The 21259-nt window shown below is 64.5% G+C and carries 35 protein-coding genes; all 35 read left to right on the forward strand.

Annotation, left to right across the window (positions count from 1 at the left end; genetic code table 11):
* Positions 1–53 precede the first annotated feature (53 nt).
* The 35 genes from ACYQ6W_RS17760 (at position 54) to ACYQ6W_RS17930 (ending at position 21255) form a co-directional block, all read left to right on the forward strand.
* Positions 54–1031 carry an AAA family ATPase gene (locus tag ACYQ6W_RS17760; protein ID WP_459677151.1) on the forward strand — a complete coding sequence of 326 codons (978 nt, stop codon included), beginning with the start codon at positions 54–56 and terminating at the stop codon, positions 1029–1031.
* Complete coding sequence (locus ACYQ6W_RS17765; RefSeq protein ID WP_459677153.1) at positions 1028–1237, forward strand: hypothetical protein; 210 nt, start codon at positions 1028–1030, stop codon at positions 1235–1237. The genes ACYQ6W_RS17760 and ACYQ6W_RS17765 overlap by 4 nt, the downstream gene beginning before the upstream one ends.
* Positions 1234–1659 (forward strand): hypothetical protein, encoded by a 426-nt coding sequence (locus ACYQ6W_RS17770; protein ID WP_459677154.1) that lies wholly within the window; start codon positions 1234–1236, stop codon positions 1657–1659. The genes ACYQ6W_RS17765 and ACYQ6W_RS17770 overlap by 4 nt, the downstream gene beginning before the upstream one ends.
* Positions 1659–2267, forward strand: a complete 609-nt coding sequence (locus ACYQ6W_RS17775) for a DUF3164 family protein (RefSeq protein WP_459677155.1) — start codon at positions 1659–1661, stop codon at positions 2265–2267. The genes ACYQ6W_RS17770 and ACYQ6W_RS17775 overlap by 1 nt, the downstream gene beginning before the upstream one ends.
* Entirely contained in the window at positions 2267–2785 is a 519-nt protein-coding gene (locus ACYQ6W_RS17780) for a helix-turn-helix domain-containing protein (RefSeq protein WP_459677156.1), read from the forward strand. Before ACYQ6W_RS17775 ends, ACYQ6W_RS17780 begins: the two co-directional genes overlap by 1 nt.
* Positions 2785–3027: a hypothetical protein gene (locus ACYQ6W_RS17785; protein ID WP_459677158.1), complete on the forward strand. Its 243-nt coding sequence runs from the start codon at positions 2785–2787 to the stop codon at positions 3025–3027. The genes ACYQ6W_RS17780 and ACYQ6W_RS17785 overlap by 1 nt, the downstream gene beginning before the upstream one ends.
* Complete coding sequence (locus ACYQ6W_RS17790; RefSeq protein WP_459677160.1) at positions 3024–3353, forward strand: hypothetical protein; 330 nt, start codon at positions 3024–3026, stop codon at positions 3351–3353. Before ACYQ6W_RS17785 ends, ACYQ6W_RS17790 begins: the two co-directional genes overlap by 4 nt.
* The gene (locus ACYQ6W_RS17795; RefSeq protein ID WP_459677162.1) at positions 3350–3766 is read left to right on the forward strand and encodes a phage protein GemA/Gp16 family protein; all 417 of its coding nucleotides are present in this window, start codon (positions 3350–3352) and stop codon (positions 3764–3766) included. Before ACYQ6W_RS17790 ends, ACYQ6W_RS17795 begins: the two co-directional genes overlap by 4 nt.
* On the forward strand, positions 3763–4224 hold the full coding sequence (locus ACYQ6W_RS17800) for a hypothetical protein (protein WP_459677163.1): 462 nt from the start codon (positions 3763–3765) through the stop codon (positions 4222–4224). Before ACYQ6W_RS17795 ends, ACYQ6W_RS17800 begins: the two co-directional genes overlap by 4 nt.
* Complete coding sequence (locus ACYQ6W_RS17805) at positions 4224–4535, forward strand: hypothetical protein (RefSeq protein WP_459677165.1); 312 nt, start codon at positions 4224–4226, stop codon at positions 4533–4535. Before ACYQ6W_RS17800 ends, ACYQ6W_RS17805 begins: the two co-directional genes overlap by 1 nt.
* Positions 4528–4935, forward strand: a complete 408-nt coding sequence (locus ACYQ6W_RS17810; RefSeq protein WP_459677166.1) for a sigma factor-like helix-turn-helix DNA-binding protein — start codon at positions 4528–4530, stop codon at positions 4933–4935. Before ACYQ6W_RS17805 ends, ACYQ6W_RS17810 begins: the two co-directional genes overlap by 8 nt.
* A gap of 71 nt (positions 4936–5006) precedes the next feature.
* Positions 5007–5600 (forward strand): glycosyl hydrolase 108 family protein, encoded by a 594-nt coding sequence (locus ACYQ6W_RS17815; RefSeq protein ID WP_459677167.1) that lies wholly within the window; start codon positions 5007–5009, stop codon positions 5598–5600.
* 50 nt (positions 5601–5650) lie between these two features.
* Positions 5651–6361, forward strand: coding sequence for a hypothetical protein (locus ACYQ6W_RS17820; protein WP_459677168.1), 711 nt, complete (start codon positions 5651–5653; stop codon positions 6359–6361).
* Entirely contained in the window at positions 6361–6567 is a 207-nt protein-coding gene (locus ACYQ6W_RS17825) for a TraR/DksA C4-type zinc finger protein (protein ID WP_459677170.1), read from the forward strand. The genes ACYQ6W_RS17820 and ACYQ6W_RS17825 overlap by 1 nt, the downstream gene beginning before the upstream one ends.
* The gene (locus ACYQ6W_RS17830) at positions 6564–6851 is read left to right on the forward strand and encodes a hypothetical protein (RefSeq protein WP_459677171.1); all 288 of its coding nucleotides are present in this window, start codon (positions 6564–6566) and stop codon (positions 6849–6851) included. Before ACYQ6W_RS17825 ends, ACYQ6W_RS17830 begins: the two co-directional genes overlap by 4 nt.
* The gene (locus ACYQ6W_RS17835; protein WP_459677172.1) at positions 6848–7150 is read left to right on the forward strand and encodes a VpaChn25_0724 family phage protein; all 303 of its coding nucleotides are present in this window, start codon (positions 6848–6850) and stop codon (positions 7148–7150) included. The genes ACYQ6W_RS17830 and ACYQ6W_RS17835 overlap by 4 nt, the downstream gene beginning before the upstream one ends.
* Before the next feature lie 6 nt (positions 7151–7156).
* A complete protein-coding gene (locus ACYQ6W_RS17840; RefSeq protein ID WP_459677174.1) occupies positions 7157–7738 on the forward strand; it encodes a phage protein Gp27 family protein in 582 nt (193 codons plus the stop codon).
* Between the two features lie 56 nt (positions 7739–7794).
* Positions 7795–9297 carry a hypothetical protein gene (locus ACYQ6W_RS17845; RefSeq protein WP_459677176.1) on the forward strand — a complete coding sequence of 501 codons (1503 nt, stop codon included), beginning with the start codon at positions 7795–7797 and terminating at the stop codon, positions 9295–9297.
* A 202-nt stretch (positions 9298–9499) separates the two neighbouring features.
* Complete coding sequence (locus tag ACYQ6W_RS17850) at positions 9500–9676, forward strand: hypothetical protein (RefSeq protein WP_459677177.1); 177 nt, start codon at positions 9500–9502, stop codon at positions 9674–9676.
* Positions 9677–9686: 10 nt separating this feature from the next.
* Positions 9687–11399: a DUF935 domain-containing protein gene (locus ACYQ6W_RS17855; RefSeq protein WP_459677179.1), complete on the forward strand. Its 1713-nt coding sequence runs from the start codon at positions 9687–9689 to the stop codon at positions 11397–11399.
* On the forward strand, positions 11386–11874 hold the full coding sequence (locus ACYQ6W_RS17860; protein WP_459677180.1) for a hypothetical protein: 489 nt from the start codon (positions 11386–11388) through the stop codon (positions 11872–11874). Before ACYQ6W_RS17855 ends, ACYQ6W_RS17860 begins: the two co-directional genes overlap by 14 nt.
* Positions 11875–12123: 249 nt before the next feature.
* Entirely contained in the window at positions 12124–12363 is a 240-nt protein-coding gene (locus ACYQ6W_RS17865; protein WP_459677181.1) for a hypothetical protein, read from the forward strand.
* 10 nt (positions 12364–12373) lie between these two features.
* Positions 12374–12679, forward strand: coding sequence for a hypothetical protein (locus tag ACYQ6W_RS17870; protein ID WP_459677183.1), 306 nt, complete (start codon positions 12374–12376; stop codon positions 12677–12679).
* A gap of 9 nt (positions 12680–12688) precedes the next feature.
* Positions 12689–14062 carry a phage head morphogenesis protein gene (locus ACYQ6W_RS17875; protein ID WP_459677184.1) on the forward strand — a complete coding sequence of 458 codons (1374 nt, stop codon included), beginning with the start codon at positions 12689–12691 and terminating at the stop codon, positions 14060–14062.
* 147 nt (positions 14063–14209) lie between these two features.
* A complete protein-coding gene (locus ACYQ6W_RS17880) occupies positions 14210–14719 on the forward strand; it encodes a phage virion morphogenesis protein (protein WP_459677186.1) in 510 nt (169 codons plus the stop codon).
* Between the two features lie 210 nt (positions 14720–14929).
* Positions 14930–15919: a phage protease gene (locus ACYQ6W_RS17885; RefSeq protein WP_459677188.1), complete on the forward strand. Its 990-nt coding sequence runs from the start codon at positions 14930–14932 to the stop codon at positions 15917–15919.
* The gene (locus ACYQ6W_RS17890) at positions 15920–16354 is read left to right on the forward strand and encodes a hypothetical protein (protein ID WP_459677190.1); all 435 of its coding nucleotides are present in this window, start codon (positions 15920–15922) and stop codon (positions 16352–16354) included. It begins immediately after the preceding gene.
* A 9-nt stretch (positions 16355–16363) separates the two neighbouring features.
* Complete coding sequence (locus ACYQ6W_RS17895; RefSeq protein WP_459677191.1) at positions 16364–17296, forward strand: Mu-like prophage major head subunit gpT family protein; 933 nt, start codon at positions 16364–16366, stop codon at positions 17294–17296.
* A gap of 59 nt (positions 17297–17355) precedes the next feature.
* Positions 17356–17676: an HI1506-related protein gene (locus ACYQ6W_RS17900; RefSeq protein WP_459677192.1), complete on the forward strand. Its 321-nt coding sequence runs from the start codon at positions 17356–17358 to the stop codon at positions 17674–17676.
* Positions 17676–18128: a gp436 family protein gene (locus ACYQ6W_RS17905; protein WP_459677194.1), complete on the forward strand. Its 453-nt coding sequence runs from the start codon at positions 17676–17678 to the stop codon at positions 18126–18128. Before ACYQ6W_RS17900 ends, ACYQ6W_RS17905 begins: the two co-directional genes overlap by 1 nt.
* Complete coding sequence (locus ACYQ6W_RS17910; protein WP_459677195.1) at positions 18125–18703, forward strand: hypothetical protein; 579 nt, start codon at positions 18125–18127, stop codon at positions 18701–18703. Before ACYQ6W_RS17905 ends, ACYQ6W_RS17910 begins: the two co-directional genes overlap by 4 nt.
* Positions 18703–18945, forward strand: coding sequence for a DUF2635 domain-containing protein (locus ACYQ6W_RS17915; protein WP_459677196.1), 243 nt, complete (start codon positions 18703–18705; stop codon positions 18943–18945). Before ACYQ6W_RS17910 ends, ACYQ6W_RS17915 begins: the two co-directional genes overlap by 1 nt.
* Positions 18942–20447, forward strand: coding sequence for a phage tail sheath subtilisin-like domain-containing protein (locus ACYQ6W_RS17920; RefSeq protein WP_459677198.1), 1506 nt, complete (start codon positions 18942–18944; stop codon positions 20445–20447). The genes ACYQ6W_RS17915 and ACYQ6W_RS17920 overlap by 4 nt, the downstream gene beginning before the upstream one ends.
* Positions 20448–20450: 3 nt before the next feature.
* Positions 20451–20807, forward strand: a complete 357-nt coding sequence (locus tag ACYQ6W_RS17925) for a phage tail tube protein (RefSeq protein ID WP_459677199.1) — start codon at positions 20451–20453, stop codon at positions 20805–20807.
* 4 nt (positions 20808–20811) lie between these two features.
* Positions 20812–21255 (forward strand): phage tail assembly protein, encoded by a 444-nt coding sequence (locus ACYQ6W_RS17930; RefSeq protein ID WP_459677200.1) that lies wholly within the window; start codon positions 20812–20814, stop codon positions 21253–21255.
* Positions 21256–21259 lie beyond the last annotated feature (4 nt).

Below are 21259 nucleotides of genomic sequence, written 5' to 3' on the forward strand. Positions count from 1 at the left end.
TTCGCACCGCCCGCGATCGAAGAGACCTACCAACATAAGAAGAGCACAAGCATATGAGCGCCTCAACAGAAGCTGCAAGACAAAATTCTAAGGCATCCGAGGATGTCGATGATGTTCGCACGGCGATTAACGCTGCGATCGCGGGCGGCATCTCGGTCCGCACGATCTCGGAGGAAAGCAGCGTGCCCTATGGCACCTTGGCCGCCTTCGTCAAAGGCACCTACAACGGTCGGAACGAGAACATCGCAGATCGGCTACGGCCTTGGCTGAGTGCCCAGAACGGAAAAACTCGGAAACGCACGGGCATCGCTGTCGCTCCGGGTTTCATCATGACACCCACTGCAGAAGCAATTATGGATGCGCTGGAGTTTGCTCAGCACATTCCCGATATCATTGTCATCACGGGCGCGCCTGGTGTGGGCAAAACTGAAGCCTGCGCCGCCTATGCGCAGAACAACTCCAACGTTTGGCTGGTGACGGCCAATCCAAGCATGCGCACCGCGAAGGCGTTGCTCGCCGAACTGGCCGATGTGCTTGCTCTTCCGACCTATGGTCGAGCGCACTCTTCTCGTCTGTCGGCACATATCATCAAGCGGCTTACCGGAACGTCCGGTTTGGTGATCGTTGACGAGGCGCAGCACCTGCAAATCGATGCCCTAGAGCAACTGCGAGCGATCTTCGATCTCGCGAATGTCGGCGTGGCGCTTGCCGGCAATGCCACCGTCAAGAACCTCATGGACAGCAAGGATCGTTCCGAAAAATACGCCCAGCTCTTCTCTCGCGTTGGCTTCCGAGTGAACCGTCCCGTGCCTGCCAAGGGAGATGTGGGCAAGTTGCTCGATGCCTGGAATCTCACCAATACAGAAGTGCGGCGGCGGGCTGAAGAAATCGCTCGCGAGCCGGGCGCGCTCCGCAGCATGACGAAGGCCCTCCGCATCGCAAAGATGGCCGCCGAAGAGAGCGGGGCCTCAGAACCGACTGAGAAGCAGCTTAGCAAAGCTTGGCGGAACTTGCTGGGGGTCGAGGCATGAACCGCGTGGCCCAGCCGGAGACGCGCCGCGGCCGCGCCGTCGTCACCATCATTAACTGTCTTCTCTTCGATCATGACGCCAGTGCCGGCTGCTTCATTGAGGCAACCGCCCTGCTCGGCCTCAATGGCGCCGATCTCAAGCACATCTACGACCACATTCCGTCTGCCAGGACGGTGCGGGTCCCGAAACTCGGGAGGATCGCATGATTCGAGAAATCGACGAGCAGCCGGTCTGGACCGGCGTCATCAAGCCCGGCGCCATTTCCGGCAGCTGCAGGGTGGGCAAGGTGATCCGCCGCTCGGTCTGGGGTGGCACCACGATCATGTTCACCGTGGAGCTGCTGACGGGGCGCTTGGTGCGCCTATCACCCGACCTGGTGAACCCGATGCCTTCTTCAGCCACTGGCGAACTCGACATCCCGCCGGTGCCGGCTGACGCGGTCATCGTGGTTGGATCGTTCGCGGCCGTCATGAAGCGGCGGGCCATGGCTCTCGGCGTCTCCGTCGCCGATCTCATTGAGGCCGGCCTGGATGGGCCTGATCCGATGACAGCCAAACCGCAGTTCCCTTCCGAAGCGACTTTCACCCGCCGGGCGCTTTTCCGCCGCGGTCATTCTGAGAGGGCATGATGACCACTCCCACCGGCTACCTGCAGGACAGTCAGGGGCGCCTCGTGCCGCTCGACGCGGTCAAGCCGCAGCATTTGCTTGAAGACGAATTGGTCCGCGAGGTGATCGAACACGCCGAAGGCCTCTCAAGGGCGCTGCATGTCTTCCGCGAGGAGACCGCGGAGCGTGTGAAAGCCTACGTGGAGATCCTCGCGCAGCAGTATGGCGCGGCTCGGGGTGGCCAGAAGGGCAATATCACCCTCAGCTCCTATAACGGCCTCATGCGCCTCCAGATCGCGATCGGCGACAGCCTCACCTTTGGTCCCGAGCTGCAGATCGCGAAAGGCCTCATCGATGAGTGCCTGCGTGATTGGACCGAGGGCAGCCGCAAGGAGGTGCGCACGCTGATCGAGGACGTCTTCCAGGTCGGGAAGGCGGGAAAGCTGAATGTCGATCGCATCCTGGGGCTGCGGAAGCTGGACATCGCGGATGATCGATGGAAGCGAGCGATGGACGCGATCAGCGAGGCCGTGCGCGTTCAAAGCAGCAAGGAATATGTCCGCCTCTACAAGCGATCCGCGCCCGACAAGGACTTCGTCCAGATCCCCCTCGACGTGGCGAGGGTGTGATGAACGATCAGATAAAGTTGCGGAGAAACCGCCTCAGGAAAGCAGTTTCCAATGCTGGCGGGCACAAGGCGATCGCGGATCGCTCAGGCATTCCGGGTCGCACGTTAAGCGACTACTTATCCAGTCGTGACATGCCCACGTCAGCCCTAGTCGCACTCGCCGAAGCCTGTGGTGTTACAGTCGATTGGCTCGCGACCGGCCGGGGAGAAGGGCCAGGGGAGGCGCAATACGCCCCCGCGTCACAGACCAATCCTATCTCCCCAGAGGTGGCCGTGGTGCCGGCCATCGAGCTGGAGCAACTGCAGGCGCATGTCGAAGCCCTTGGCGCTTTGGCTCCCTACCTCGAAACCGTCCGCGTCCGCATGCTCGATCATTCGGTTGCCGTGGCGTCGATCGAGTTCGAAGCCTGCGCAATTCTCGACTGCTGTGGCCCGCTGACGGGTCTACGAGCGGCCTTTCAGTGGGGCGGCCCGGTTACCCGTCAGAAGGCTCCGCATCAGGATGGGGAGGGCGCGTGATGGAACAGAAGAGCCTCTTCGAACTCGGCAAGATGATCCTGGATGCGCGCCGGGACATGGACAACGCGATGATCCTGCTGGGCGTCGCGCTGCTCGAAGGTCGGATCGACCTCAACCTAACCAAGAATGTCCGCTTGAATGCCCAGTCGGTGGCGCTGATGACCATGCAGATGGATCATCAATTCCGGAGACCGACGAAGACCCCACCGGGATCAACTTTCGACCTGGAGGCGCACCTGTGAACGACAACGAAGACACCACAAACGGTTCGAGCCAGGTCCAGGTCATTGCCAAGGAAGTCGGATCGGATACCTTCGTTCCCATCTATGCGACACCGTTCCTGTTCCGTGGCCAGAACCGAACCCTCGAATACACGCTGCTCCCGGATGAGGAAAAAGGCGTCCTCTCTCTCAGCTGGTTGCGGTGCGACACCGGGCTTTGCCAGGAGGGTCGCCCGTGCCCGCATTGCCCGCCCATGACGCAGGTCGAAGAGCTAGCCGTCCTGGCCGTCGTGGCGATGGACGTGAGCCGGCCCGGCGACCCGCTGAACGCCGGAGCGCGGTCATGAGCCCGAAACGCCGCGCCATGCTTGCGAAGGCGCATATCGCCCGCAAGGAGCTGTTCCGCAGCGAGGACGATTATCGTGCGGTCCTGGAGAGGGTCGCCGGTGTCACCAGCGCCGCGGCGTGCAGCGACGCGCAACTGGACCAGGTGCTGACCGAGTTCCGGAGGATGGGCTGGAAGCCGAAGGCTGCCCGCATCAGCCACAAGCCGCATGTTCGGATGATCTACGCCGTCTGGAACGACCTAAAGGCCTTCGTCACGGTGGAGGATAAGGACAAGGCGCTCCGTGCCTTCGTGCGGCGCCAGACGGGGAAAGAGACCCCCGAGTTCCTGACCGGTGCGGAAGCAAACCGCGTGATCGAAGGCCTCAAGTCCTGGCTCGGCCGTGAGCGTCAAAACGCGAGGAAATCAGCATGAGCGAGGATCAGCTCCGCTACGCGATCGCGGCTTCGATCCGCAACGCTCTCTCGTTGAAGCGCGAGACCGCCGGGAAGGGTGGTCATCCGATCAACATGGCCGAGCTGCAGGCCAAGGCCGTGGCCTATGCCGAAGGGATCATTCTACCGGCGATCGAGCGGCAGACGGCTGAGGCTGCGCGGCAGGCCGTGTTCGATGCCTGCGCACCCTGGAGCCGTGCCCAGGATTGCAGCGCTGCTCCATCTCCGGCCATCGACCATCCCCTCGTCTGGGTCTGGATGGGCGGCGCGCTCGCCACAGTGACCGCTCTGGCCGAGATGCTCGGCCTTCAGGTGGACTGGAATGCGGACCTGTCCTTCGCCCAAGCCGAGACTCCCGAAGAGGCGATCCGCGCCGAGCTCGACAGCTTGCTCGACGGCGCCGGCATCGTGCGCGGGGCGACCGGAGGGACGTTCTGATGCGCCGCCGGAAGAAGTCGCTGCTGCCCAAAGTGACGTCGCTCGACGCCTTCGGCCTGCTCGGCGGTGGTCTGCTCGCCTACCATGACGATCTGAAGGGCGAGGGTTTCACGCTGGCAGCCAAAGCGATCGCGCGGCCGCGCACGGATGGATCATGGCGCATCCGGTTCGTCTGGAAGAAGCGCGATGGTGAGTGCGCGATCGTCATCTCCCGCTCGGTGATCATGCAGCGGGAGATGAAGAAAGGTCACGTCGAGACCCCGAAGATCGTGATCTCGAATATCCCTGGGACGATCGCCGCGAATGCCTGATCGTCCCATCCCTCCCGCGCAGATCGCGTGGCTTGTCGAGATTGCCGGCGAGAATGCCGCGCTCGCCGTGATCGAGGAGTTTGCGGGCACCCGCACCTACATCACGGAAAGCCCTGAGAAGGGCGTGAGCGCGGTCGTCGCCAAATTCGACCAGTCGGCAGCGGCAGAGCTTTCACGAGAGTATGGTGGCATTTACATGCGCATACCCTCGTGCAAGCCCTGGCGCGTCCAGGTTCTGCGTGAGCAGGGCCTTTCCCATTCTAAGATCGCCCGCCGGCTGGGTATTGATGTCTCCTCGGTAGAGAGGATATTGCAGAGGGCGCGCGAGGACGCTTCGCGCACGCGTGGCGATCGCGCCATGGCCCTCTCGATCAAGCAGCTGTCTCTGAAGCTGGACTGACACCCCCGTATCCGCGGGGATGAATCTCATTTCACGATGATGCGAATGATGTGTCCTCACGCGAGGGCACCATGGCGTCGGACCAATTCAACCAGATCGTTCCGATCACGCTGAACATTGAGGGCGGCCTCTCGCTCGACCGCAATGATCGCATGAACTGGACGGGCGGCCAGATCGGCGTCGGCAAGCTCGTCGGCACCAAATATGGCATTTCCGCCGGAGCCTTCCCGACGCTCGATATCGCCAATCTGACCCTGGATCAGGCAAAGCAGATCTACCGCACGCTCTACTACGACAAGGTCAACGGTGATGCGCTGCCGATCCAGCTTGCGGCGCTCGTCTTCGACGCGGCCGTGAATAATGGCGTGGCTGCCGCGATCAAGTTGCTGCAGGCCTCTGTGGGCGCCACGGCGGATGGTCTTTACGGCACGCAGACGGCGGCAGCCATCTCGGCCGCGCTCGCCAAGTCCGGCGTTGATGCCATCAGCATCGAATTCCAGGCGCGGCGCCTGCTTCTGATGGCCGCTCTTCCGACCTGGCCCACCTACGGCGGCGGTTGGGCTCGGCGTCTCTGCTCTCTCCCGATCAGCGCCGTGCGCCTGGTGCTGTCCGCCGCTGGGTCTCCTTCGAACGACAACGCTGGCGCCGCCAAGGCGGCGGCGTAGGCGCCATGCAATCCCCCCTCATCACCCTCTCCAAACAGGAACCCTGACGCATGTCAGTTTTGAACTCGATTGCGGTTGCGGTCGCGCCCTGGCTCGGCGTTGGCGCCCTCGTCGGCGCCGCGGTCGCGGGTAAGAGCGTAGCCTCCTGGGCTGCCGCGATGTCGGCAAAGACGAAGGACGATGTGGCCTTCGCTGCTCTCTCACGCGTCACCGCCGGCATGGGGCGCCTCGCCGGCGAGATCGCCATGGACGTCGCTCCGCTGCTCGGCACCGGCGCGGATGCCAAGACGGTGCTCGCGGCCGGTGTCGCGGACGGCGTGAAGAAGGTGCAGGAGCGCTTCCCCAACGACGTGGCCCTCCTGGGCGCGGGCGAGGATCTGCTGGGCTCGATGCTCAAAGGCGAAGTCGGCAAGGTGCTGGCGCCCGCCATGGTTTCGGCCGCGCCGGCTACCGCGACGTCCAGCGGAACGGTCAGCACCGAGACGCTGCTCACGCATGCCATCACCACCCTCGGCAAGGTGGCCACCGGTGGCCTGACCGCCGCCTCGGTCGCCGGGGCCGCGACTGCTGCCGCGGCGGCCGCTGCGCCCGTCGCCGGGGACGCCGCTGTCACTGGGGCCATTTCCGAGCTGAAGAGCGGCGTGGACACGGTCGCCAACCTCGTCAGTGGCGCGGCCGCCGGCGCCGCCGCCAAAGCTACGGTCGAGACGCAGACTTCGGAACAGGTCGCCCCGGCCGCGGTGCAGCAGCCGGCCATCTGATGGACGAGGCTGACCAGGCGCAGCGTGCCGAAGAACTGTATCGGGCTTCCGCTCTCCACCGAGCGGTGCGCCCGGTGCAGTCGGCGGCCGCCGCGCTTACATGCCGCAACTGCGGCGAAGACATCCCTGAGGCGAGGCGCCAGGCGGTTCCCGGTGCGCGTCTTTGCGTTGAATGCCAGGCCGCTGCAGAGGAGGCACGGCCATGAGCCATGAGGAATTCCGCGCGTTGATCGTGGCGCTGCTGTTTTTGCTACTGGTCATCAACGGGGGATTCCTCTGGCTGCTGCTGGCACGCAGGGCAATTGAGCCTCGCGTGACGCGCCTTGAAAGCGACATGGCGCTCATCAGTGGGCGCATGGCCACAATGAACGCCGAGATGGCGGGGATCAGGGTTGAGACGCGAGCGGTCGCAGGATCGCTTCAAAAGATCGAACACCATCTGGCGCTGATTTTCGAAGCGGCCATTGAGAAAGCAAAGGGCATGCTATGAGCCTCGGAGAAGTCCTCGCGCGCGATCGCCGCCGCATGATGCTGGCGTGCCTGAAGGAGGACCCCGGTTACGCGCTGAATGAGCGGTCGCTCCGGATGATGCTGGAGCATATCGGTCACAACCTGTCGAGTGATCAGCTTCGGGACGAAGCGCTCTACCTGGAGACGCATCTCTTGGCGCGTGTCGAGAAGCTGCCCACCTCGATCGGCGAGCTGTGGTTGCTGCACCTGACGGAAAAGGGCCTGGATGTCGCCAACGGCACGCCGCACCCTGGCGTGGCCCGCCCGGCGCCGCGGTAACGCAGCATGAGCCGGCCCAGCTCCATCGACCAGATGCCTGATGAGATCCGGAGCGAGATCAGCCGCCTCCGGATTCAGGGCGTCACCATCGATCGCATCTTGGAGCACCTGCGCGCCCTGTACGGCCGCGCCCCCAGCCGGTCCGCCCTTGGGCGCCACATCAAGGGGCTGGACGCGATGGCGGAAAAGGCCCGGCGCTCCCGCGACGTGGCCTCGGCACTCGTGCGCGAGATGGGCGATGCGCCGGAGAGCATGGCGGCCCGCGCCAACATCGAATTGCTCCATTCGATGCTGCTCGACGTGCAGCTGCGCGCGTCAGGTGGGGAAGACATCGACGAAGACGGCAAGGCGGCCGTCAACGGCAATCCCATGGGGATGATGCTGCTGGCAAAGGCCATGGATCATCTGACCAAGGCCAGCCGGACCAATGAGGCCTTCACCCGAGAGCTGGAGCTGCGCACCGAGGCGCGGGTGAAGAAGGAAGCTGCATCTCGGGTGGAAGCAGTTGCCCGCGAGCGCGGCCTGAGCCGCGACATCATTGAGGAGATCAAGGCGGGGGTATTTGGCGTGAAGCGAGATCGGGCATGATACCCGTTCCGCCGGACGTCGATCTGCCGAGTGTCTTCCTGCCTTATCAGCAGGAGATGTGGCACCAGCTGGATATCAATGACGTCTGCGCCTGGGAAAAGAGCCGGCGCACCGGTTTCAGCTGGGCAGCAGCGGCGCCGGCGGCGTCCTACGCGGCGGCCGCTAAAAGCGCCGGCGGCATGGACGTGATGTATATGGGTTACGAGCGCGACATGACGCGCGAGTTCATCGACTATGTCGCGATGTGGGCGAAAGTCTTTCAGCTCGCGGCAGGGGCCGTTGAAGAGTTCGTTTGGCGCGACCCAGATCATCCGGAACGAGACATCGCCGCGTTTCGGATCAGGTTTGCATCAGGTTTTGAGGTAATCGCCCTTCCATCCGTGCCTCGTGCTTTGCGCGGCAAGCAAGGCCTCGTCATTCTCGACGAGGCCGCTTTCATGGACGATCTGAAGGGGGCTTTGAAGGCCGCCTTGGCTTTCCTTATCTGGGGCGGCAAGGTCCTCGTCATCAGCACCCATAACGGTGACACCAACGAGTTCAACGTCCTGATCAACGACATTCGCTCGGGCAAGCTGCCGTATTTCGTGGGGCGCCTGACCTTCGATGAAGCGGTAGAGCAAGGCCTCTACCGCCGTGTCTGCCTGACGCAGGGTGTTGAGTGGACGCCCGAGGGCGAGGAGGCATGGCGGGCCAAGATCCTCGCCATCTATGCAGACAACGCCGACGAAGAGCTTAACGTCATCCCCAACCCGTCCACCGGCGCCTATCTTCCGGGGACGTTGCTTGAAGCGCGCACCGTTCCTGATGTGCCGGTGCTACGATGGGAGCAGCCGACCTCCTTCAAACTACAGCCCGAGGAGATCCGCCTCGCGGTTACGCGCGCCTGGTGCGAAGACAACCTCGGGCCGGTGGTGGCCCAGCTCCAGGATGAGCCGCATGCCTTCGGCGAGGACTTCGGCCGCATCATCGATCTGACGGTGATCTGGTTGCTCGCGATCTGCCGCGATCTCTCACGCCGCACGCGCATCATCGTCGAGCTGCGCAATATCCCCTTCGAACAGCAGAGGCAGATCCTTTTTTGGCTTCTGGACCGCGTCCCCCGTCTCCGCGCCGGCGCTATGGATGCCGGCGGCAATGGCGCCTACCTCGCCGAGGTCGCGCAGCAGCGCTTCGGCGAGCGCATCCAGCTGATAAACCTCAGCGAGCCCTGGTATCGCGAGAATATGCCCCCGATGAAGGCGGCGATCGAGGATGACAACTTCAGCCTGCCCAAGGATCGGGATGTCATCGACGATCTGCGCAACCTGCGCCTGGTGCGCGGCGTGGCGCGCGTGCCGGAGCGGACCCGCACCGATGAGGGCGCTTCCCGCCACGGCGACGCGGCGATCGCGGCGGCACTTGCCTTCGCGGCATCGCGTGCAGAGCCCGAGGAATACGACTACCGCGCCAGCAACCGCGCGCCGGCGCTGGATGGACCGGCAGAGCGCCGCTACGACCGGCCCGACGATGACGACGATCGCCGGCCGCGCCGGCACCGCGAGCTGCGAGGCAGCATATGACCGCGGAGATCATCAACCTGGACGGCCGCCGGCCACCCGTCATGGGACACCGGTTCGAATGTTTGGGCTGCGCGTCACAGGTCTATTCTGCCGTGCATTTTGGAAACCAGCGCCTCTGTCGCATGTGCCAGCAGTTTGGCCCCAAGCTGTCCCGCACGCTGCAGGAAGCGCTGTCTCACGCTCTCCAAGAAGGAACCCTTCCATGAGCCTGCCGCCAGTGCCGACGCCCCACCATCTCAGAGCCGAATTAGAGGCCGGTGAGAACCATCTGAAGGAGTGGGTCTGCCCGGCCTGCGATTGGATCGGTTCACCGGATGAAGAGCCGGTGGAATGCCCTCGCTGCGGTGGCCCTGACCTCGAAACCATCACCCACGACTGAAGGCGCGACGATGGCGCAGCTTATTGACCAGCACGGCAACCCGATCAGCTCGGCTGACATCGCCAAGCTGAAGCAGGACCAGGCCGCCCCGACCATCGCGGGCGGCCGGCCGGTCATTGGCGCGCATCCCGCCTGGGGACTGACGCCAGGGCGCCTGGCCGCAATCCTGTCGGCCGCGGACCAGGGCAACAGCCTGGCGTTTCAGGAACTGGCCGAGGACATCGAGGAGCGGGACCCGCACTATGCGGCGGTCCTCGCAACCCGCCGGCGGGCCGTCTGCCAGCTGCCTTTGACGATCAACGCCGCCTCCGAAGACCCCGAGCATGAGAAGCATGCCGAGTTCCTACGGGACTGGATCAAAAATGGCGTCCTCGAGGACGCCCTCTTCGACATGCTCGATGCGATCTCGAAGGGCTATTCGGTACTCGAGATCGACTGGGACATCACGCCTAAGGCGATCCTGCCGAAGTGCCTGACGTATCGCCCGCAGAGGTGGTTCGAGATCAACTATTATGATGGCGACACCGTCCTGATCCGCGACAGCACGGGCTACGTGGAGATGGAACCCCACAAGTTCGTGGTGCATCGGCATCCGGACAGATCTGGCCTTCTGATGCGTTCGGGCCTGGCGCGGGTCGCCATGTTCGCTTGGATGTATAAGAGCTTCACGCTGCGCGACTGGGCCGTGTTCGTGCAGAACTACGGCGCGCCCATGCGCGTTGGCCGCTACGGCCCCGATTCCAGCGAGTCCGATCGTGACGTGCTGTGGTCGGCCGTCTCCCGCATCGCCGGCGACGCGGCAGCGATCATCCCGAAGTCGATGGAGATTGAGTTCGTCGAGAACGGCAATCTGACGGCCGCGGCCGAGGTCTACGAGAAGCGCGCCGACTGGCTGGACAAACAGGTCTCGAAGCTCGTCCTGGGCCAGACTGCCACGACGGATGCGAACCCCGGCAGCCACGCGGCCGGCCAGACCCACCGTCTCGTCCAGGAGGACATCGAGCGCTACGATGCGCGGCGCTTGTCCCGCACCGTCACCCGCCAGCTTTTCGCGGCTATCATCGCCTTCAACTTCGGCGAGCAAGCGGTCTATCCGACCTGCGAGATCGGCCGGCCGGACGAAGCGGAGATCAAGGATCTGACGACCGCGCTCCAGTGGCTCGGGCCGCAGGGGCTGAAGGTCAAGGCCAGCGAGATCCGCGAGCGGCTGAACCTTAGCGAGCCAGACGAGGGTGACGAGGTTGTCGGCGGCCGCGTGGCGCCCAATCCGCCCATGACCCAGCCGAACCCGCTCCAGGCCCGCGTGCGCACCGGAAGCGGTGACATCGCGTTGCTGCCCCCTCAGCAGCCGGCTCCGGCGCAGGAGCCGCCCGAGGAAGTGCCGCCCAATGTCCAGCCGCCCAAAGCAACGGAGGACCCCTTGCAGCTCCATGCCCAAATCCGTTCGCTCGTCGAGCGTCAGACCCAGGATCTGGACCCCACCGTCATCACCCAGCTGACAGACAGCCTGGCGCGCGATGCCCAGGGCGCGCTGCAGGGGCTGACGGACCAGGTCAGAACCGTGGTGGAAGGCGCGAGCGATCTCCACGAAATGGCGGCCAAGCTGCATGGGCTGAAGCTCAACAGCCAGGAATTCGCGGACGCGATGACCGCCGGCATCCTGGTGGCGAACCTCGCCGGGCAGGCCGCACTGGTGCAGGAGGCGGCAGGTGAGCAGCCTTGAGGGGCGCAAAGGCGCGCGTCGGCTGCTGCCTCTCGCCCATCGGAAGGTCTTGCGCCAGGGGGTCCGGATCGACATCGCCTGCAATGATCCCAACAACGGGCAGTTTGTCGGCCGTGCGAACATGTTCGCACTCCCGGATGGCCTAGGGGAATTCGAAGCTCGCAACTTCCTGCATGGCCCCAAGCTGACCGAGCTAAAGGATGCCATCCGCATCCGACGCCAGGTCTTTCCGGTGAAGGGTTCCCGCGAGTGGATCGGGAATTGGTGCTGGAACGGCTACTGGATGGAGCCGCCGATCGCGGCCGAGTTTGTGCTGACCATGTGGAGATCCCGGAAGTTCAGCTGCAGCAGCGAGACGGAAGCGTTTGGCCGCTTCCTCTTCGAGGACTGGGAGGCGGGTGAGCCGATCGCGGCCGCCGAGCTGGAAGCCGCGCTGATCCAGGCGCAGGCGGCGACGCTTCCTCGCCATGGGTAAACCTCTGACCCCGGAGCAGTGGCGTTTACTGCAGGTGCTTGCGGCGGGAACGGTGCCCCAGGCCGAGCCCTTCTTAACGCTTTATCCGTCCCTGCGCCGCTTGGTGCGGCGTCGTCTCGCCGAGGTGGTGAAGGGGCACATCAGGGTGACCGAGGCCGGCAGAAGGCGCGCTGCATCGCCGCCTTCTTGATTGCTGGACGGGGCGTTGATTTCGCTAGATCATCGTCTCTCCTGAAAGGAGTCGAGCAGATGCATGCGATTATTGGCGCCGGAAAGGCGATGGATCTCGTGAAACTCGCACTGAGAAATCATGCGGATCGCGAAGAGCGTGAAGGACGCGGATTGCGCCGTGACCATCATGGGCTTCTCAAGCTGATGGAAGGTTGTGCATTGATCGCCCTTCTAGACAATGGAGGCGATCCGAAGGTTTCTCTCTCGGAAGATGACTGCCAAGTCCTCATCCAATATCTCGATATTCCGTTAGCCTGAGGACATTCCGATGATAGTCAAAATGTCTCCTCTTAAAGCACAGTCTCTGGCCAAAGCGGCCGTGAAAAAGCTCGCGGAAGAGTATCAAAGCTGGCTTTCTCTCTATCCCCGCGGGGGCTCCCATGAGGTGCATAGCCGCGCGACATATGATCGTTACCGGAAAAACTTGGACCAGCTTGAAAACATAATTCTAGCAGGATTGGTGGCGGCACAGGACACGAGCGGCGTGGCCGAGATCTTTCTGGAGCTGGAAGATGTGCGGCTTCTGGCGACCTACGGAGGTCTCTCTATCGAGAAGACCACTCTCCACTACTAGGCGACGAATATGGCCCCGCGCACGATCATCCAGGCTGCCAAGCTCCAGCCTCACGATGCCATCGCCTTCTTCCGGCAGAAGGCGAATGTCACCAGCGAGCACTGGGCGGACCTGATGGATGAGGCCCATGCGCGGGGCTTCACGGTCGCCGGCGCTGCAAGCGAGGCGCTTGTCGAGGACATCCGACGGGAGGTCGATCGCGCGATCGCCGAAGGCACGACGCTTCAGGAGTTCCAGAAGTCGTTCGAGGAGATCGTGAAAAAGCACGGGTGGGTGCATAACGGAACCCCGGCCTGGCGCGCACGGATCATCTACGGGACCAACCTCTCCATGGCCTACAGTGCGGGTCGCTACGCGCAGCAGACGCAACCCTTCACGAAGAGAGCGTTTCCCTTTTGGCGCTACGTTCACACGAATTGCCCCAATCCTCGACCGCAGCATGTTGCTTGGAACGGCCTCGTCCTTAGCTGCGATGATCCCTGGTGGAATACGCACTACCCGCCGAACGGCTGGCGGTGTCATTGCTATGTCGAGGTAATTTCCCGACCCCAACTGGCCGAGATGGGCAAGGATGGGCCAGACCAGGCGCCGCCGCTCGATCTCCACGACTGGACCAACAAGAAGACTGGCCAGGTCTTCAAGGTGCCGCGCGGTATAGACCCAGGCTTCGCCTACAACCCGGGTAAGGTCTGGATGGACAGTGCCGGCCGGCCTCCGCTGCGGGCCGGCGAGTCCGGCGGAACGTCGCCCATGGCGCCCAGGTCTCCTGGCGCTAAGCCCGAGCCCACGCCGGAGAAGCCCAACTCGTCGCCGGAAGCCTCCACCTTTCCGTCGGCGGAGACGCCGGCGTCCGTGACATCGCCGGTACCGGTCGAGCAGGCGCCGGCCACTGGCCGGCGCAAGCCGCCCCGCATTCCGCCGCGGGCGATCCCGTCGGTGCCCGTCGCGCCGAGCCACAATCTGCCGGCGACGCCCGAGGAGGTGGAGCAGTTCATCCAGGCGCCAAGCGGCGCAATCGTCGTCGGCTATGTCCCGCTCGGCGTTCAGCAAGCGGCACGCATGTCGGCGCCTATCGTGCAGCTTTCAGCGGATACCGTGGCGCGGCAGGCTCAAACCCATCCCGAGATCACCTCGGCGGAATATCGGCTGCTGCCCCAGCTGATCGAGCAGCCTTCTCTGGTGCTCGATCAGGGAAAGGGTCGCCTCTTCCTCATCCAGCGCGCCGGCGTGACCTATTCGGCACTCGTCCGGCAGCACGGCGCGGTGGCTACCATTGGCAATTTCCACAGGGTACGGCCGTCATCCCTGCAGCGGTTGCTCATGCACTTCACCATCCTTTGGGGGACGGTGCGGGCCTTGCATCAGGATGATCAGAATTCGTAGGCGCGGCGGCGGGGCCTCCCGCACAACCCCATGTGGGCCGTCCCCTCAAGGGACGTCCTTCGGCAGGGAGAATGTCACCGTGGTCTCCGCCGCGCCTATTCCACCAACCTATAGCCTGGGCATGAGCCCGGAATCCAGGAGCGATCGATGACCAGCGTGGAGATGCGCGTCGAATTCGACAGCCGCGACTTCGACCGCGCGATCGGCAAGTTGCGGAAGCTGACGCAGGACTGGACACCCCTGATGTCGGCGATCGGCACGTCCCTAGTCTCGACGACGCAACGGCGGTTCAACGAAGGTCGCGATCCGCAAGGGAATTTCTGGAAGCCGCTGAACCCGAGCTATGCGCGCGTCAAGCAAGGTCCGCGCACCCTCGTGGGGCTCGGCCTTGAAGGCGGCCTGCAGGGCAGCATTACCTTCGTGCCGTCTTCGCGTGACGTCACGGTGGGCACGCCAAAGGTTTACGGGGCGGTCCACCAGTTCGGCGCGACCATCAAACCCAAGAACGGCAAGGTGCTCGTTTTCCGGATGGCGCAGGGTGTGACCTTCGCCAGGAAGGTGACCGTTCCCGCACGTCCCTTCCTGGGCTTCGGAGAGGCAGACAGGCGCGCCACCCTCCACGCGGTGGACCTGTTTTTCACCGAATTGCTCCGTTGAGGCATTTCTCACCCACCCCCAGGCTTCCAACACGCGTTTAAGAGCGTTTAAGAGACCTAATAACGGGGTGGACGGCCCCGCCTAGGCGAGCGTAGCGTCCGCCCCGCTGGAAACGCTCCAGCCCTCCCAAAATCGAGAGCCCTAAAAGTCGATGCACCCCCGTATCCACGGGGATGATATCGCCGCTCTCGCGCGGGCACTCTCGCCTGCATGTTGATCGTCCACACGCACAGCGAATTGCCCGAGGCCGGAGGTGCTCCGGATTGGGTGCATCTTCTGCCCACGGGCCAGTTCCGCGGCGTGGACGGGCGCGGCCCTTACTCGGTGCAGAACCCCGAGGCGATCGTCGCCGCGGCCGCCAAGCGCGGCAAGCTCGTCCTCGATGAGAACCACACGACCGACCACGCCCTGAAGAATGGCGGCCCGGCGCCGGCTGTTGGCTGGATCACCGAGCTGCAGAGCCGGCAGGACGGCATCTGGGGTCATGTGGAGTGGACCAACTCCGGCCGCAAGCTGATGGGCGACAAGGCCTATCGCGGCATCTCGCCCGCGATCGCCGTCGATCCGAAATCCCTCGCGATCAACGAGATCGTGCGGGCGAGCCTGACGAACGCCCCGAACCTCAACACGCATCATCTTCATAGCCAGGAAGCCCCGATGAACCTTGCCGCACTCCGGGAGGCCTTGGGTCTTCCGGCCGATGCCGACGAGGCGGCGATCCTCGCCGCCGCGAAGGCCGCGCGCACGACCGTGCAGACGCATTCGCAGCAGATCTCCCGCATCGCGACCGCCGCCGGCGCCGCGGCCGACGCGACGGCGGACGTCATCGTCACCGCGCTCCAGCAGCGAACGGGCAGCAATGACCAGGTCGTGCAGCTGCAGAGCCAGGTGACCGAGCTGCAGACCAAGCTGGCCCGCGGCGCCGCCGAGGCCGCGATCAATGCGGCTCTCGCCGCCGGCAAGGCCATCCCGCCGGCGAAGCGCGAGGAGTGGATCACCCGCTTCGTGAAAGATCCCGAGTTCACGCAGGGGATCATCAACGACATGCCGTCGCTGCACTCCGGCGGCATCAAGGTTGAACACATGGGTGGCCGCTCCGGCGAAGCCGGGCAGGCTGACATGGATGCGACGGCAGCCGCGAACCTTGGTCTCACCAAGGAACAGGTCGAGGCCGGCCGGGCGAAGAAGGGGGGCGCGTAAATGGCACTCGCCGCAGATCGCGTTCTGGATTTCCGGGCCGTCGCGCCACACGGGCGCTACGGCTACGCCGTGCAGGCCGGCTTCAAGGTCTACCGCGGCAGCATCGTCGCCCTGTGTGGCGACAAGACGATCGTGCCGGCCGGAGCTGCAAGCCCGAACCCGGCGGCCGTCAAGGTGGTGGGCGTCGCCTCCCACCAGCAGGACAATACCTCCGGCGCGCTACCCGGCGCCTGGAGTGGGTCCGGCTTGGTCGAGGTCTATCGAGGCTGGATCGCGCTCCCATTCGACGCTGCGCCAGCGGGCACAAACATCGGGGCTCCGGTCTATGCCGTCGATGACCAGACGGTGTCGCTGAGCAGCAGCTCGAACACGCGCCTCCAGGTCGGGGTCCTCGATGGCTTCGACGAGCTCGGCAACCCCATTGTCCTGATCTGAGAGAGCATCATGCCGCAGATTTCCACGCCCTACATGCTGTCCCTCAGCTCGATGGTCAGCCTGAAGTTCAACCTGTTCCTGCAGGCCGCACCGTCGCTGTACAAGACGATCGCCATGGAGATCCCGAGCGCGGGGCGCGAGAACGTCTATCCGAAGCTGGATGAGATTCCGGGCCTCCGCGAGTGGATCGGCGACCGTGTCGTGCATCAGCTGTCCAACAACGCCTACTCGATCGTCAACAAGACCTTCGAGGAGACGCTCGGCATCGACCGCGACGACATCGAGGATGATCAGTTCGGCATCTTCCAGATCGCGATCGACCAGCTGGCGAAGAACGCTGCAGAGCTGCCCGACCTGCTCGTCTACCGGGCGCTCGCGGCCGGCGCGACGACGAAGTGCTACGACGGTCAGTACTTCTTCGACACCGATCACGTGAACTATGACGCGAGCGGAAATCCGGTGGCTTACGCCAACATCGCCGCGCCCGGCTCCAATCCGGTGGCCCCCTGGTTCCTCTTCGATACGCGGCAGCCGCTGAAGCCGATGATCTATCAGCCGCGCCGGCCCTTCGTGGTCACCACGAAGGTCGCGCTGAACGACGACAACGTCTTCCATGCGAAGCGCTTCGAGTGGGGCGTGGACGGTCGGTGCGCCGCCGGTTATGGGCTCTGGCAGACCGCGTTCATGAGCACGAAGCCGCTGACGCCCGAAAACTACCAGGCCGCGCGCGCCGCGATGGGTAGCCTGCGTCGCAAGGATGGTGCGCCGCTCGGCATCACGCCGGATCTGCTGGTGACCGGGCCGTCCCTCGAAAGCGCGGGCCGTGCGCTCTGCAATTCCGAGCTGATCAGCATGCTGAATTCGGACGGCACGACCTTCACGACGGTCAGCAATCCCTGGAAGGGCTCCGCGACCTACCAGAAGTCGCCCTGGCTCTCATGAGCCAGGCGCGCCTTCCGCGTCTTACCGCCTGAACCGCACAGCTTTTTGGAGTGATCAACGTGGCTCGCAGCCCCCTTCGGGACCAGGTTAAAAAGGCCGCTCAGGCGCAGGCCGGCGTTGAAGGTGCCGGCGCCGAGGCCCTGGCGGCCGGCCGCATCGTCGTCACCTGCCGCACGCCCGGTTTCCGGCGGGCCGGCATCGTGCACCCGGCGCGCAAGGAATATCCGCTCGACGCCTTCACCCAGGAGCAGCTCGACGCCTTCGAAGCGGAACCCGAGCTTGAGGTGATCGTCTTTGGGGGCACGCCCGAGACGGATGATGCGCTCGCGGCCGACGCCGGCCCGGGACGCCCCTTCATCGGCGGTCAAGTGGAAGCCTGATGGCATACGCCGCCGTCCAGGATCTGATCGCGCGCTATGGTGAGGCTGAGCTGATCAGCCTCACCACGCCGTCTGGGCAGGATCTGACCCAGATCGACCAGGTGCGCGTCGGCCTGGCGCTGGACAATGCCTCCTCCGAAATCGACAGCTACCTGCGCCGGCGCTACGCCGTGCCGCTGGTGACGCCGGACAAGGCGGTGATCGAGGCGTGCTGCAAGCTCGCGCGCTACGACCTCGCGAGCGGCCCGAACACGACGCCAACGGACGCCATGCGCGCCGGCCGCAAGGACGCGATCGCTTGGCTCACCGCGATCACCACGGGCCAGGTGACGCTCGACGGTTCCCAGCCGGAGGGCCAGGTCTCCTTCGCCCGCAGCTCTGACCGGCGCGGCCCGCTCGGCCCCGGTGGCTTTGGGAACAGCTGGCCGCATCCGGATGACTTCTGGCCATGACCCAGCAACTCACGCTCCTCGGCGATGGCCCGCTGCACCAGATCCAGGCCGACATCCGCGCGCGGCTGGAGACGTATTTCCCGACGACGAAATTCGGCCACGCGATTCTGCCGGCGCGCATCACGGACACGATCTGGAACGAGCTTGTCCGGCGTACGCCTTTCATCGGTCTCGCCTGGCTTGGTTGGGCCGCGAAGGGCGGCGGCAAGCTCTATCGTGGGCCGGTGAAATTCGCCCTCTATGTCGTCGTGGAGAACCCGCGACCCGACACGATCATGACCGGCGATGCGGCCAAACCGATCGGCATCTATGGCATGGCGCAGCTGGCAGCAGCCGTGTTGCAAGGTTACCGCACGCGGCACGGCAGCCTGCAGGTAACTGGCATCGGCAACATCTTCGCCGATGACTGGGGCAAGAAAGACCAGGCCATCGGCGGGGTGGATTTCCAGATCGACGACGTCGAGCTGACCGATCCGCCTGCGGCCGCCGAGATCGATGAATTCCTGCGCATGCAGAACGACTGGGACATCGACGGCGCTCAGTCGCGCGACACCATCAGCATCAGGACGTCTTGATGACCGAGAAACGCATCCACGTGCGCCCGGTGGGCGAGCTGCGCATCCCTTGGCCGAACGGCCGCGTGCTGCCGAAGGGCGGCGCCTGGGTGAATCGCACGCGCTTCGTCGAGCGCCGCCTGGCGGCCGGCGAGATCGAGGAGGTTCCCACCCCCGAGACCCAGGATGCCGAGGCGGCCGCGGCCGCGCTGCCGGCGACCGTGGATGACCAGGTAGAGCCTTCCCAGGAGAGCAACGGATGAGCGGCACGCTTTCGACGACCACGGACCAGGCGAACGTCGAGTTCGACGAGATCCCGAACGACTGGCGCGTCCCCGGCTCCTACACCGAGGTCAAGCCGGTCTACACGAACACGACGCTCTTCTCGCGGCCGTCGCGCATCCTGATCATGGGGCAGGCCCTGGCCACGGGCTACACCGGCCGCATCGTCAACGTGACGCAACCGAGCCAGGCGGACGCCTACTGGGGCGCTGGTTCGATGGTCTCCTGCATGGTGAAGGCGGCGCTGCTCGCCAATCCCTACACGCCGATTGACGTCTTCGCGGTACCGGATGCTCAGACCAGCACCAAGGCGTCGGGCACGGTTGTGCTGGGCGGCCAGCCGGCGCAGGCGACCACGGCTTACTTCCAGATCGGCACGGAGACGATCGCCTATCCGGTCGATCCTGCGACGGCTGCCTCCGCATGGGCGGCGAGCCTGGTCGCGGCCGTGAACGCCGATCCCAATGTCGAGGTGGTGGCGACACAGGGCACAGCGGGCGCGGCCGCGACGGTGACCTTCACCGCGAAGCACGCCGGCCTCTGTGGCAATGACATCTATCTCAGCGGCGGCTACCGAGACGACCAGGTGGTGCCCGGCCTGACGGCGACTGTCACCGCAATGGCTGGCGGCTCCGGCAACCCGAACATCACCACGATCTTCGCGGCAATCGCGCGCTCGCTCTACAGCGACATGATCGTGCCCTGGACGGATAGCCAGAATCTCGCCGCGCTCGCAACCGAGCTGAACCGCCGTTACAACGCGATGGTCAAGCTCGACGCCCATGCCTACCTCGCCTTCAACCAAGGCTATGGGGCGCTTTGCACCACGGGGCCGGCGCAGAACTGCAAACATCAAACCCCGATGGGATCGACCGGCCGTCCGACGCCGCCCTATACCTTCGCGGCCATAGCCGGTGCAGTCGGGGCCTACAACATGGCGCAAGATCCATCTCGCCAGTTGCGCGGCCTGCCGTTGATCGGCCTTCTGCCGCCGCGCGACGCGGATCAGTTCGATGACGACGAGCGCAACCAGCTGCTGCACAGCGGCATCTCCACGACGCTCGTGCTACCGGATGGCACCGAAGTCATCGAGCGCCTCATCACCAGCTACCAAGAGACCGCCGAGGGCGTGGTTGATGACGCGTGGCTCGACATCATGGTCCCGAAGACCATGACGGCGATCCGCTACGACTGGAACAGCTACATCACCGCGACCTATCCGCGAGCCAAGCTTGCCGACGATGGATCGGTCGCGGCGATCTACGACAGCTCGGTGATGACGCCGAGTGTCGCCAAGGGCAGCTGGGCAGCTCGCTCGCGGCTCTACGAGCAGCAGGGCTGGATCGAGGATGTGGCCGGCAATGCGACTCAGGCCGCATTCGTGCGGGACGCCTCGGATCGCAACCGCCTCAACACCAAGCTGCCGGTGCGGGTCATCGGCGCCCTCATGATCATGGCCAACAGCCTGGAGTTCGAGGTCTAAGCGATGGCAATCACACTCGGCATCATCGACATGTACTGGAATGGCGCCCAGCTCGACATCGAGAAGGGCGCGAGCATCCGTCTCGCCGGCATGAAGAACAATGCCGTGCCGGTGGGCCGGAAGCTCCATCGCGCACAAGAGTTCCAGGGCGGCGAAGCGAAAGCGACCATCCCTTTCCGAGCCGGCGACAAGCTGAGCGATCTCATGCCCGGCGCGGAGGGCGAGCTGCAGGTCAAGTGCGACACCGGCCAGGTCATTACATCGCCGGACGCCTTCATCCTGGACCCGCCTACTGCGACGGGTGGCGAGGGCGGCAAGCGAGAGCTGACCTGGAACTTCAGCACCTACACGGAGGTCTAAGCCGATGGACGATGAGCAGGTCATCGATATCCCTCTCACAGACGACCAGGCTGACTCCCAGGCGAAGCCGAAAGAGGAGCCGGGCGTCGTCGTGCTCCCCGCGACAGATGATGACGCGGAGACGCTGCCGAAGAACGCGAAGGAGCTGGAGGATGGCAGCGTGGTGCTGACCCTGCGCCATCCGCGCACGCTGAAGTTCCGCGAGGGCGCCGGGCCGGTGCGCGAGGAGCATTACGAGCAGCTGACGTTTCGCCGGCTCACGGGCGCCGACATGCGCATCATCATGAACGCGTCGAAGAACTCGTCGACGATCGCGATCGCGCGCTCGATCGGCATGCGACCGCTGCTCTTCGACCGTCTGCACGACATGATGGACGGTTCCGACGTCACGGCCTGCGCCCAGGTCATTTCCTATTTTTTGGACAGTGGAAAGCCGACTGGCCAGTAATCCT

Source organism: Acidisoma sp. 7E03, from assembly GCF_054665075.1.